Source organism: Gemmatimonadota bacterium (assembly GCA_021295815.1).
In the GTDB taxonomy this organism is placed as follows: domain Bacteria; phylum Gemmatimonadota; class Gemmatimonadetes; order Longimicrobiales; family Gaopeijiaceae; genus JAGWBQ01.
Window position 1 is genome coordinate 1 of the sequence record JAGWBQ010000030.1, and the last position, 12,066, is coordinate 12,066.

General features: G+C 69.9%; 11 protein-coding genes. 6 read left to right on the forward strand and 5 right to left on the reverse strand.

Annotated elements, in window-relative coordinates; all coding sequences use genetic code 11:
- Together J4G12_10135 and J4G12_10140 are read left to right on the forward strand one after the other, a co-directional pair.
- Positions 1 to 976 (forward strand): GWxTD domain-containing protein (locus tag J4G12_10135; GenBank protein ID MCE2456149.1); only part of this gene is annotated, 976 nt, incomplete at its 5' end.
- A complete protein-coding gene (locus J4G12_10140; protein MCE2456150.1) occupies positions 910 to 2,040 on the forward strand; it encodes a tetratricopeptide repeat protein in 1,131 nt (376 codons plus the stop codon). The genes J4G12_10135 and J4G12_10140, both read left to right, overlap by 67 nt.
- 1 nt (position 2,041) lies before the next feature.
- Here the strand turns inward: J4G12_10140 and J4G12_10145 are convergent, their stop codons facing one another.
- From J4G12_10145 to J4G12_10155, 3 genes are all read right to left on the reverse strand, one after another.
- A complete protein-coding gene (locus tag J4G12_10145; GenBank protein MCE2456151.1) occupies positions 2,042 to 2,488 on the reverse strand; it encodes a tetratricopeptide repeat protein in 447 nt (148 codons plus the stop codon).
- A 78-nt stretch (positions 2,489 to 2,566) separates the two neighbouring features.
- A complete protein-coding gene (locus J4G12_10150; GenBank protein MCE2456152.1) occupies positions 2,567 to 3,748 on the reverse strand; it encodes a tetratricopeptide repeat protein in 1,182 nt (393 codons plus the stop codon).
- A 7-nt stretch (positions 3,749 to 3,755) separates the two neighbouring features.
- Entirely contained in the window at positions 3,756 to 5,264 is a 1,509-nt protein-coding gene (locus J4G12_10155) for a CRTAC1 family protein (GenBank protein ID MCE2456153.1), read from the reverse strand.
- 589 nt (positions 5,265 to 5,853) lie between these two features.
- Here J4G12_10155 and J4G12_10160 point away from each other — a divergent pair.
- Together J4G12_10160 and J4G12_10165 are read left to right on the forward strand one after the other, a co-directional pair.
- Entirely contained in the window at positions 5,854 to 6,666 is an 813-nt protein-coding gene (locus J4G12_10160; GenBank protein ID MCE2456154.1) for a helix-turn-helix transcriptional regulator, read from the forward strand.
- 313 nt (positions 6,667 to 6,979) lie between these two features.
- Positions 6,980 to 7,285, forward strand: coding sequence for a hypothetical protein (locus tag J4G12_10165; protein MCE2456155.1), 306 nt, complete (start codon positions 6,980 to 6,982; stop codon positions 7,283 to 7,285).
- A gap of 33 nt (positions 7,286 to 7,318) precedes the next feature.
- Here the strand turns inward: J4G12_10165 and J4G12_10170 are convergent, their stop codons facing one another.
- Both J4G12_10170 and J4G12_10175 read right to left on the reverse strand, forming a co-directional pair.
- Positions 7,319 to 8,419 (reverse strand): DUF5009 domain-containing protein, encoded by a 1,101-nt coding sequence (locus tag J4G12_10170; protein ID MCE2456156.1) that lies wholly within the window; start codon positions 8,417 to 8,419, stop codon positions 7,319 to 7,321.
- Entirely contained in the window at positions 8,416 to 9,975 is a 1,560-nt protein-coding gene (locus J4G12_10175; GenBank protein MCE2456157.1) for a hypothetical protein, read from the reverse strand. The genes J4G12_10170 and J4G12_10175 overlap by 4 nt, the downstream gene beginning before the upstream one ends.
- A 95-nt stretch (positions 9,976 to 10,070) precedes the next feature.
- Between J4G12_10175 and J4G12_10180 the strand changes: the two genes are divergently transcribed.
- Together J4G12_10180 and J4G12_10185 are read left to right on the forward strand one after the other, a co-directional pair.
- Positions 10,071 to 10,661, forward strand: a complete 591-nt coding sequence (locus J4G12_10180) for a hypothetical protein (protein ID MCE2456158.1) — start codon at positions 10,071 to 10,073, stop codon at positions 10,659 to 10,661.
- Positions 10,658 to 11,938, forward strand: a complete 1,281-nt coding sequence (locus J4G12_10185; GenBank protein MCE2456159.1) for a glutamine synthetase — start codon at positions 10,658 to 10,660, stop codon at positions 11,936 to 11,938. Before J4G12_10180 ends, J4G12_10185 begins: the two co-directional genes overlap by 4 nt.
- Positions 11,939 to 12,066 lie beyond the last annotated feature (128 nt).

The window sequence follows — 12,066 nt, forward strand, 5'->3', positions numbered from 1 at the left end:
GGCGGGTTCGCTGCTGGCGGCCGGGCTCGCGGCGCCCGTGGCGGCGCAGACCGAGGAGGAACGGCTTGCACGCCTGACCCCAGAACATCGCGCCTGGGTGGAAGAGGAAGTCGCTTACATCGTCACCGACGCGGAGCGGGAGTTCTTCCTGGCGCTCCCGACGTTCGAAGAGCGCCAGCGCTTCATCGAAGCGTTCTGGCGGAAGCGGGACCCGGACCCGGCGAGCCCGGTGAACGAGGCCGAAGAGGAGCACTACCGGCGTCTCGCCTTCGCGAACCTCTCGCTCGCGGACGACACCACCCGTCCCGGCTGGATGACGGACCGCGGCCGAATGTTCATCCTGCTGGGCGAGCCCCGGGAGCGGCAGCGTTTCGACGGCCTCAACGAGATCGTTTCGACCGAACTCTGGTTCTACCAGAGCGAGCCCGGGGTGGGGTTGCCGTCGTTCTTCTACCTGGCATCGGCGAATACCGGCTCTACCACCCGGCGCTCGATGGACCGCGAAGCCTGCTGCGCGGCCGTTACGCCTCGCTGGACACGACGGACCCGGCACGGATCGTCCTCACGCTGGGCGACATCTCTCCGGAACTCGGCCGGGCGTCGCTCTCCCTGGACCCGAGCGATCCCGGCGATCTCGTCTCCGGCCGGGCGTCGCTCGGGACCGACATCCTGCTGGACCGGATCGTGGAAGCGCCGCGGCGCCGCGTCCGCACCGACTATCTCGACGCCGCCCGCCGGTATGGCGATCGCGTCAGCGCCGACTATTCGTTCAACTTCGTTCCGAACCGGAGCGTCTTTCGGACGCTGCTCGCGCCCGACGCCAGCGCGCTCATCCACTACTCGGTCGAGCTGGATCCTCAGGACATGGCGCTCCAGAGCGATGAAGCGAAGTCCCGCTTCTACACGATCATGGACCTCAGCGTTGAGGTCCGCGACCCGGCGGGCAGCCTCGTGCATACCGAAGACCGGGAACTGATCGTGGAACTCTCCGCCACGCAGATGGAAGCGGCGCAGGCCTCGCCCTTTGCCTTCCAGGGCAGTTTCCCCCTCGTGCCGGGCGACTTCGACGCGAGCGTCGTCCTCCGGAACCGGGTGATGACGCGGTTCACGGTCGCCGAGGCGGCGGTTTCCGTTCCGGAGTCTCGTGGGGGCGGTCCAGTGGTGAGCGACCCCGTGCTCGTGTTCGACGTGGAGTTGGGGGAAGACGGGCGACAAGGGGCGTTTTCGCATGGACGCCACCGGTTTCGGCCCGCCGCCGGCCATCTCTTCTCCCTCGGTGACTCCCTGACGGCCGGGGTGCAGGTGGGGCGGGCGGAGAGCGGCTCGACGGTCCGGATGACGCTCGGCAAGGGTGGGGAAACGCTGCGCGAACGCGAGCTGCCGGCCGGCAACTTCGAGGACGGAGGGGGCCATGCGGCGTTCGACCTCACGGGTCTGGAGACCGGATCGCATTGGTTTCGTGTCGAACTCCGGGATGCGCGGGGGACGGTGGCGGCGGCCCGTGACAGTGAGTTCCAGCTCATCCCGCGGGTCTTGCCGCGTGCGAGCTACGTCCACCGCAGCGGTGCGGCTATCGCGGCCCCGGGCGTGGGCGCCGTGACCCGCGGAAATCAACTGCTCGCGTTGGGGCGGGTCGAGGCGGCTCGCGCGGAGTACGAGCGCGCGGTCGCGGCCAATCCCGACCTCCCCATGGCGCGCTGGAGACTCGCCAGCCTGTACCTGAGAACGGAGAGTGCGGACCGCGTCCTGGAGCTCCTGACGCCGCTCGAGGCCGAACACGGAGACCAGTACGAAGTCGTCGCCGGGCTGGGGTTCGCCCACTACTTCGAGCAGCGTTTCGCGGACGCTGCGCGCTATCTCGAGCGGGCCGCGTCGCTCCGCCCCCCGGGCGCCGTGTTGCTGAACGCGCTGGGCGAAGCGCACGAGCAGTCCGGCGACCTCGAACGGGCCGGCGCGGCCTTCGAGCGTTCGCTCGGGCTCGAACCGAACCAGCCGGCCATCGCGGAACGCCTCGCCCGTATCCGGGCGCAGCAGCCGTAGTTCAGCGATCGCGGTCGAGCCGCTCCAGCGCCTCCACGGCGGGAGCGAACCCGGGCCGGACGCGCAGGCTCGCTTCGAAGGAGCGGCGCGCGGCCGCCCGATCGCCGCCGGCCGCGAAGAAGACCCCCAGACGGTAGTGCGCCTCCGCATCTGCGGGCCGCGCGGCCACGACCTGTGTCTGGACCTCGATCGCGGCGGGGTGGCCGCCCGCGAGATGGTGGGTGTGGGCGAGTTCGGCGAGAAGGTCTGTGTTTTCGGGGAACCTGGCTCGCGCCGCTTCGAGGTTCTCCAGAGCCTCGGTCAATTCTCCGGATTCCCGAAGCAGCAATCCCAGGGTGTACCGGGCGGTCCCGAGCAGGTCGGCGTCTCCGGCCGCTTCCGCGAGCGCGATGGCGCGGCGTTCCTGCTCCAGCGCCGCCGCGGTGTTGCCGAGCCGGAGGAGAGCCACCGACAGGTAGTGGTGCGCTTCTCCCGACTCCGGCGCCAGCGCGCTCGCTTCCCGGAGATGGGAAAGGGCGTCCTCGACTTAGCCGGCCTCGCCCAACAGCACTCCGAGCCGAAGGTGGGCCGTTGCCGCGGCCGGGTCGCGCGCCACCGCATTCCGGAACGCCGCCGCGGCTTCGGCGGTGCGGCCCTTCGCTTCCAGTGCGACGCCGAGAGCGACGTGCGCGTCCGCCTGTCCCGGATCGAGCCGCGCCGCCGCTTCGAGGTGGTGCACCGCTCCGTCCATGTCTCCGAGGCGGCCGAGCAGGACTCCGAGATTCAGCCTCGCCACCGCGAGGTCCGGTTCCAGCGCCACGGCGCGCTCGTAGCGAAGCCGCGCGTCCTCGGGATGGCCCGCTTGTTCGAGTGCCGCACCGAGGGCGTTCTGCGCGTCGGCGGATCCGGGGTCGCTGTCCGCTGCTTTCGTCAGGGCCCGGGTCGCCTCTTCGTAACGGCCTCGTTCGAGGAGTTCCGTGCCCGCCGCGAGGGCCGCGCGCGCACCCTCGCCGCGAAGGGCGAGGATCTCCGGCGCCGGTTCGATCGCGGGGCGCCGCGCCGGGCCGCGCCGCGGCCAGATGTTCCCGGGCTCGCTCGCTCCCAACCGTTCGAAGGCGAGGGCCGCCGTGTAGTGCAGGTTCGGGTCGTCGGGGGCCACCGCCAGGGCCCGCTCCGCGAACGTCGCGGCGTTCGCGTTGTCCCCGCTGCGGAAGGCGAGCGTCGCCATGCCGCGGAGCGCCGTGAAGTCGTCCGGGCTTCCTTCCAGGGCGGCCTGGAAGTGGGTCCGGGATTCTTCGAGGCGGCCGCGCCGCAACTCGAGCTCCGCGAGCGTGGTGCGGGCCGCGACGGACCCGGCATCGGCGGCGACCGCCCGCCGTGCCTTCGCGAGCGCTCCGGTCTCATCTCCCGCCTCGGCCGCGCGGTGCGCGTCGAGCCGGTGCCAGCGGGCGTTGTCGGGGGCGAGCGCCTGGGCGTTCCCGTACGAGGACGCGGCCGCGTCCAGGAAACCGTAGGCGTGGAGCAGCATGGCGAGGCGACCGTGTGCCTCGGGATCCTCACTGCGCCTCTGGAGCGCCTCCCGGGCGGACTCGAGCGCGGTTCGAGCCGAGGGCTCGAGCGATGCCAGTTGCTCGTCGGTTACGGCGGGACCGGAACGCTCGCCCGGTCCCTCCCGGCAGCCCTGCCAGGCGAGGCAGGCCGCAAGCGCCACGAGAATCCGGACCTTCATCGCACCGTTACCCGCGAGAGCCCGTGCCTTCGACGAGTTCGTTCTCGCGATCCACCGCCACGTCACCGAAGAACTCCGTGACGCCGCCGGGCCAGGTCACCTCCACTCCGGATACCTCCGTGTCCGCGTCGAGTCCGAAGTGGATGCGGGGATCGCTTGCGCTGGCGTAGCTCCCGTCGCTGCCCACCAGCTTGCGCACCCGCTCCCCCCGCTGCCGAACGAGCGTGACCTGGGCGCCGTACCCGAGCGTTTCACCCCGGATGCGCTTCAGCTTCAGCGCGATCCACCGGCGGCCGGCTCCCACCTGGTTCAGGAGCAGCTGGGCCGGTCCGTCGTTGTTGGAGATCAGCACGTCCACGCCGCCGTCGCCGTCCACATCGCCGAACGCGGTGCCGCGGCTCACTTCGATGAGCCCGGCAGCCGGGCCGGAACCCATCGAAACCGCTTCGAACCGGCCGCCGTCCCCGCGGAAGAGCTGGTTCGGCTCGGCATAGCGGGAGACCCCGCTCCGCTCCGGCAGCCCAAGGGCTACGGACCCATTGGCCACGAACAGGTCCGAGAATCCGTCGTTGTCGAAGTCGAGCCACCCCACCCCGAACGCCGTTGCGGCAAGGCTCGGATATCCGAGTCCCCGCGGGAAGGTCGTGTCCTCGAACAGGCCATTCCCCTGGTTTTCGTACAGGGTGTTGGTCTCGTCGCGAAGATGGGTCACGAAGATGTCGGGATCGCCGTCCCGGTCGAAGTCGTCCACAGCGATTCCCATCCCGGCTTCGGCCGCGCCGTCGCCGTTGAGCGCCACTCCGGCGAATAGCGCCACGTCTTCGAACGTGCCGTTCCCGCGGTTCCGCCAGAGCTGGTTCTCGTTTCCGTCGTTCGCGACGTAGAGGTCGAGCCAGCCGTCCCCGTCGAAATCCATCACTGCGACTCCGAGTCCGCTTCCGTAGGCCCGCTCGATGCCCGCCGCGCTGGTGACGTCAGCGAAGGTTCCATCGCCGCGGTTGCGATACAGGATGTCCACCTGCGGGTCGAAATTGCGGGGATGGCAGTAGTCCCGCTCGCCGGTGGGACGGCACACCGGGTTCTCGCTGACCCGGAAATCCACGTAGTTGACGACGAAGAGATCGAGATACCCGTCGAGATCGAAATCGAGGAATGCCGCGCTCGTTCCCCAGCGGTCGTCATCCACGCCGGCGGCGCTGCCCACCTCGTCGAAAGTGCCGTCGCCCTCGTTCCGGTAGAGCGCGTTCCGGCCGAAATTCGTCACGAACAGGTCGAGGAAACCGTCGTTGTTGAAGTCGCCGGTGGCGACCCCCATGCCGTATCCCCGGTGGCCGACTCCGGCGCCGGCGGTCACGTCCTCGAACGGCGGCGTCCCGCTCCCCGCGTCCGGAAGCAGGCCGTTCCGGTACAGGCGGTTTTCCGCCCCTTCCCCCGATTCGAGGGAGCCACTCTGCACCAGGTAGATGTCGAGGTCCCCGTCCTTGTCGTAGTCCACGAGGGCGCCCCCGCTTCCCATGATCTCGGGCAGGCAGAGGTCCCGGCCGCTCCGCTCCGGTGCGCGAAATCGAGTCCCGCTTCGGTGGAGACATCGCGGAAGATGGAGACGCCGTCCCGGTTGAGCGCATCGCTGCCCGGAGGCGGCGCCGGACCGTCCCCGCACGCGGCCATCGCCAGCCATCCGAGGAAGGTGACGCGGCCCGTCGGCATGGGAGATCCCGGCGGTCAGACCTTGAGGCCGATCCGCCGCTGGTCCGGAACCACTGTGATGGCGGTCAGCACGGCCGCTCTGGCAGCGCGAACCCCGGCGACCTGTGCAGCGGACCGCGCCCGGAAGTCTCGAGGCCGAAGGGAGCGATCCCGCCCTCGCGGTGGCGCGCGATGCGGTGCTCGAAGAGGACCGGAGCGACGTCCCGGGTCAAAGTCGCGGGCTCCTTGGTCGCCGGCGCAGCCGTGGTCATCCAGCCCGCTGCGAGGAGTACCACGACCACCAATGCCCTGTCTCGGAAAGTACCCCGTCGTCGTCGGCCGCCGCAACAGACGGGTCCGAGGGCGGCGTCGCCGCTGGATGTGGACGCTGACGCTGGACTGGCTTACGATGCCGCGCCGTGCCGATCCGGTACCGCGAGTTCCCCGTTGACGAGGCGCTCGCCCCATACGTCCGGCTGATCTGGCTGCTCGAGTGTGACGGGCCGGCGCTGTTCGGCGGGCCGGAACGGATCGTGGCGGACGGGGTCTGCGAGGCGATCTTCCACTACCGCGTGCCGTTCACGATGCGGTTCGCCGGCGCGGACGCCGCCGGCCAGCCCGTCGGCCTCCTGGTCTCCCAGACCCGCCGATACCTTGAGATCCAGCCGGCCGGCGCCGGCGGGTTTGTCGCGGTGCGTTTTCAGCCCTGGGGGGCGCACCAGTTTCTCGGTGTTCCGATGCGCGATCTCGCGGACCGGAGCACCCCTGCGGACGAGGTGTGGCGCCGCGCCGACGTCCGCGAGCTGGAGGAGCGGATCGCCGCGGCGGCGACCGACGAGGACCGGATCGCCGCGCTCCAGTCGTTCCTCCGGCGTCGTCTCGACATGCACCGGAAACAGGACGTCTCGCGGCTCGTCCGTCCGCTGTGGCGAACCCGCGCGCCGCTGCGCATCCGCCACGTCGCCGGTTCGCTGGGCGTCAGCCAGCGGTATCTCGAGCGCACGTTCGACACGGCGCTGGGCATGACGCCGAAGCACCTGACCCGGCTGACGCGCTTTCTGCGAGCCTGCCAGCGTCTCCGGCACGGGCCGTGCCCCCAGCTCACGGAACTGGCCTACGACGCGGGGTTCTACGATCAGGCCCACTTCATCCACGAGTTCAGGGCCTTCTCCGGGATGACCCCGCGCGAGTTTGCGGCCAGCGCCCGCGTGTCGGCACTCGACGTGGAATAGCCGGTCGCATTCTTACAATCGCGGGCTTGGCCGGCCCCGTAAGGTGACCGCAGTCGTCAACCGCGGTCACCCCGGAGGTTTCCATGAGAACGATCCTGAATCTGTTGTTCTTCGCGTGCGCCGCCGGGTCCGCCGCCGGCCAGCCGGACGCCGGACCGGACCGCTGGTCCGCATTCGAGTTCTTCGTCGGCGCGTGGACGGGGGAGGAATCCGCCACGTTCGGCGACGGGCGCGGCGAACGCACCTACGAGCTGGTGCTCCAGGACCAGTATCTGCTGGGACGAAACCGCTCGGTTTCCCGCCGCACGACGGATTGCCCGAGGGGGACGACCACGAGGACTGGACCATCTTCAGCTTCGACAGCGGCCGCGACACGTACATCCTGCGCCAGTTCAACAGCGAGGGGTACGTGAACACGTTCGTGCTCGACTCCGGGTCGGTCCCGCCGGACCGCCTCGTCTTCGTCCTCGAGGCGTCGGAGAACGCGCGTGGCGCCCGGGCGACGCTGACCCTGACCAGGACCGGGGCCGACACCTTCGATGAGGTGTTCGACCTCACCTTCCCCGGCGCGGCCGACAGCATCACGATTCGTAGCAAGTGGACGCGCGCCACGCCCTGATCCGGGCAACCCGGCGACCGCGCCCAGCCAGGATCAGACCTTGAGGTAGATCCGTTTCCGGTCGAGGAACACCGCGATCGCCGTCCACACGGCCACGTTCGCGAGCGCGAACCCGAACGATCCGTTCAGGGGACCCAGCCAGGAGGCGAAGAAGACCTCGTAGGTCCAGGTGTAGGCCGAGCCGTCGCCGCGCTCCGGGAAGAGCAGCATGGTCTTGATGACCAGCCCGGACCCCACGAACGCCAGGATGGCGTTCTTCCCGAGCGACTCGAGGGGCGCGGTCCAGCGCGGCGGCTTCCCCACGTCCATGATCAGGACGAAGGCCGACAGCAGCGAGAGCGCGATTCCGGCCGTGAACAGCACGTACGAGCTGGTCCAGAGGTTCTTGTTGATGGGCAACCAGAAGCTCCAGATCCAGCCCAGGGTCAGGAGCCAGAACCCGGCGGTGAGCAGGCCGGTCGTCTGCCGGGACGGGAGGCCGGCCGAACGGAGCCACTGCCCGCACAAGATCCCGAACAGCGCGCTCGCGACGGCCGGGATCGTGGACAGCACGCCCTCGGGGTCCCAGGTCCCCTGGTAGAGGGTTCCGGGGAGCAGGAGGCGGTCCAGGTAGGCGGCGATGTTCGTCCCCGGTTCGAGGTCGCCCGCGACGCCCCCCGGCGCCGGGACGAACCGCATGACGGCGGTGAAACCGATCAGGCACACGGCCGTCAGCGCGGTGAGCCCGCGCCGGCCCAGCCACAGGAATGCCGCGCCGGCTACCAGGTACACCACTCCGATGCGCTGCAGTACTCCGGGCAGCCGCAGCGATCCCGGGTCGAGAAACGGCCAGGCGGCCAGGAAGAGCCCGAGCCCGATCAGGATCCCGCTGCGGCGCAGGATCTTGAGGAACAGCTTCCCTCTGTCGGCGCCAGCTTCCCCCCGCCGTCCGAGGGAGAACGGGATCGCCACCCCCACGATGAACAGGAAGAAGGGGAAGATGAGGTCGGTCGGCGTCCAGCCGTGCCACGGGGCGTGGAGGAGCGCCGGATAGACGTGCTCCCAGCTCCCCGGGTTGTTCACCAGGATCATCCCGGCGATGGTCGCCCCCCGGAAGGCGTCGAGGGAGCGCAGCCGATTCGGCAGGGCCGTCATGGGTTCCGGAGAGCGTCCATCGCCAGTCGCAGGAGTTCGCGGTCGTACGTCCGGAAGTTCTCCCGGGTGAGAGCGAGATGGACGTCGGGGACCACCGGGTTGCCCTCCAGGATCTCGGTGTTCGGACGGAGGGTGTGGCCGATGTTCCACATGAACGCGGCGACCGGTCGCTCCGTGCCGGGGAAGGTGAGCACCTCCTCGTGCTCCCAGGTGTTGCTGTAGCCCCCGGTCGGCATGCCTACCACCACGGCGAGGTCATTGTCGGCGAACATGGAGAGGAACTGGTCCAGGTGCGAGCCGCCGTGCGGCCCGCCGATGATGGCGGTGCGCCCCCGGAAGTGGACGGGCGCGGGCTCCAGGCTCCCGCTGGAATCGCGGGGCAGGTGGGCCAGCTTGAACGGCGTGGGCGGGGTGTACTCGTCGCCCCGGCGGATGGCTTCGGCGGCATCGGTCCGCGCCCAGTCGATCAGCCAGCTCCGGCTCAGGTTCAGCCCGAAGATGTCGGGGGCGTTCTCATCGACCTCGAGGTTCTGGAACCCTTCGATCAGCGCCTCGCCGGCGTCGCTCAGCCGGACGTTCCCGAAGGTCGTGCGGAAGGGCCGGCTGACGAGCCGCTGGATCGCGTAGGCGCCGAACGATCCCCCGCTGCTTCCCCGGACGTCGATGATCAGGTCGTGGTCCAGCAGCTCCTCGCGCTCCGCAAGTTGGACCAGGTCCATGACGTCCTGGATCAGCGAGCGCTCGAAGTCGAACCACTGCAGCAGGACGATCCGTTCGCCGGCGCGTACGTGGACGTGGAAGTTCTCCCGCTCCATCACCCGCTCGAACCCGTCGTATTCCGGTTCCGTTCCGACGGCGTGCGTGTCGGGATCCCCATAGGGCAGGGAAACGTCGTACCGGTCGCCGGCCGCGTTCTCCAGCGCGAGGTTCAGCGTCTCGGAGTAGAGGTGGGGCGGGACGTTCCGCACCGTCAGCGGCATTTCCCGCGCCATGTGCCAGTAGAGGCCGTAGGCCGTGGAGTGCCGGATCCACTGGGTGAACTCCGCGACGTACTCGGGAATGGGCCGTCCGTTCACCGCCACGATGAGGTCCCCGGGCTTTGGGGACGGGAGGTCCAGGCCGACTCCCGCGACGAAGAACTGCGGATCGTCCAGGTCCGAGAAGTCGGGCAGGACGAGGACCGGCGCCGCGAGCTCGGGGGTCTCGGGAACCGCGAGGCCGCCCTCCACGGGGTTGACGCTGAGATGGCGGTCCCGCCGGGCATTCGAGAGCTTCACGAGGGCGTAGAAGAGCTCCTCTTCCGTCTCGGCGGCCACGAACTCCGATCGCAGGCGCTTCATCTCGGCGAGCGCGGAGTAAGACTGTGTGGTCTCCTTGATCGCCGAAAACGCCTCCCGGCGTTCCGTCTTCTCGATGATCTCGTCGAAGAGCGCCCCCAACTGTTCGGTGGAGACCCCGAGCGGAGTGCCGAGCGTTTCGTCCGAAATTCGGCAGCCCGGGTACATCCAGGCAGCTGCCAGGCCGAGCGCGATGCAGGCGAGACGCAGGGAGGTCACAGGCTCCTAGCGTAAGGGAGCGCCCGGCGCATAGTCTTGGAAGGCACTTCGATGAACAGGACTCGCCCCGCCCGCGGACTCCCCCGGACCGATTGATGCCGCCGCCCACCGTTCTGCTCGGGTGGGTGGCCGGCGTCCTGTCGCTGGTGGCGTTCGTCCCCTACATCGTGGCGATCCTGCGCGGCGAGACCCGTCCGAACCGGGCCACCTGGTGGATCTGGACGACGACCGGCGCCGTCCTGCTGGCCAGCTACTACTTCTCCGGCGCGGACACGACGATCTGGGTAGCGGTGAGCTACTTCGTCGCCTCCCTGGTGACGGCGCTGCTGAGCATCCGCTACGGTGAGGGCGGCTCGACTCCGCTCGACCGCAGTTGCCTCATGGGCGCCGGCGCCGGCCTGTTGCTCTGGTGGCTCTTCGAATCCCCGGTCGTCGCGCTGGTCACGACCCTGGGCGTCGATTTCGCGGGCGCGCTCCCGACCATCCGGAAAGCCTGGGTGGCGCCGCACACGGAAGACCGTCTCGCCTGGGCGCTCTTCATCGCCGGGAATACCTGCAACCTGCTGGCGGTGGACCGGTGGGAATTCGCGATCGCGATCTATCCGATCTACTTCTTTCTGGTCAGCGGGACGATCGCGGCGCTCGTGCTGCGCCCGCGGAAGCAAGTGGTACAACCCCTGCCGTGACCGACCAGCCCTACCGCCGCATCCGGGCGCTCTGGCCCGACCACCTCGGCCTCGCCCGCGGCAAGCTCCTGCTCCCGGGCGCCGCCGAGACCGGGCACTGCCTCGCCACCTTCGCCCTGGGCTTCGACCGCGAGATGGACGCCTATCCCAACTCGGGCCTCCTCGACGGCCTCCCCGACATGCGCGCCGTCTTCGACCCGGCCGCGATCCGGCCCGGCTGGAGCGAGGGGACGGGCGTGGTGGTCGCCGACCTGGAACAGCACGGCAAGCCGCTCGAACGCTCCTCCCGCCGCATCCTCAAGCGCGCCATCGCCGAGCACGAATCGGACGGCCGCCGTCCGGTCGTCGGCATCGAGCTGGAGGCGTTCCTGCTCCGGCCCGACGGCGAGGGCGGCTTCCAGCCGGTCCACACCCCCGGCTCCCACGTCTACGGCTCGGGGCCGCTGATGGACCCCGGCGGGGTCATGGAGGCGGTGCTCAACGCCGCCGACCGCTGCGGCATCGTGCTCGAGTCCTTCCACAGCGAGTACGACGACGGGCAGTTCGAGCTGACGCTCGGCAAGAACCACGCCCTCGCCGCTGCCGACGAGGCGTTCCTCTTCAAGCTGCTGGCCCGCGAGGTGGCCGCCGAGCGGGGCTACCACCTCACCTTCATCGGCAAGCCCTTCAGCGACCGCGGCGGTTCCGGCCTGCACGTCAACCTGAGCCTCGAAGAGGACGGGGAGAACGTGTTCGACGACCCCGACGGAGCGAGCGGGCTCTCGAACCTCGCCTGGTCCGCCGTGGCCGGCCTGCTCCAACACCACCGCGGGCTCGCCGGTGCGGTGGCGCCCACCGTGAACGCCTACCGGCGTCTCCGCCCGGGTCAGATGAGCGGCTACTGGGCCAACTGGGGCCACGACCACCGCGGCTGCGCGGTGCGGATTCCGCTGGAGCGCGGGGCCGGGTCGCGGGTCGAACACCGCCTCGCGGACGGGGCCTGCGGCCCCCACCTCGGGGTGGCGGCCACCCTGCTCGCGGCGCGGCTCGGCATCGTGCGAGGGCGCGAGCCACCTCCGGAAGAGAAGAGCGACTGTCTCGAGGCTTCCGAGACCCGGGTCACCGTCGCCGACGACCTGGCCCGCGCTCTCGACGACCTGGAAGCCGACGCCGACCTGGTCGAGGCGTTCGGGGAGGAGTTCGTGCAGATGCACGTCACCGTGAAGCGCCGCGAGTGGGAGCGCTTCCGCGCCCACACCACGGACTGGGAGAAGCGGGAATACCTCCCGTACCTCTGACACGCTTCGGGACATCCGCCCCCATGAGCCTCGCGGTAACCGTCACCGGCGAGGAGCTGGACCGGGACCCGGATCCCATCCTCGCCCGCCTGCGCGACGAGGAACCCGTCGCCTGGATCCCGGCGCTC

Coding starts and splice junctions, on each gene's coding strand:
- J4G12_10140 (MCE2456150.1), top strand. CDS start 910: ATGGACCTCAGCGTTGAGGTCCGCGACCCGGCGGGCAGCCTCGTGCAT.
- J4G12_10150 (MCE2456152.1), bottom strand. CDS start 3,748: ATGAAGGTCCGGATTCTCGTGGCGCTTGCGGCCTGCCTCGCCTGGCAG.
- J4G12_10155 (MCE2456153.1), bottom strand. CDS start 5,264: ATGGGAAGCGGGGGCGCCCTCGTGGACTACGACAAGGACGGGGACCTC.
- J4G12_10170 (MCE2456156.1), bottom strand. CDS start 8,419: ATGACGGCCCTGCCGAATCGGCTGCGCTCCCTCGACGCCTTCCGGGGG.
- J4G12_10180 (MCE2456158.1), top strand. CDS start 10,071: ATGCCGCCGCCCACCGTTCTGCTCGGGTGGGTGGCCGGCGTCCTGTCG.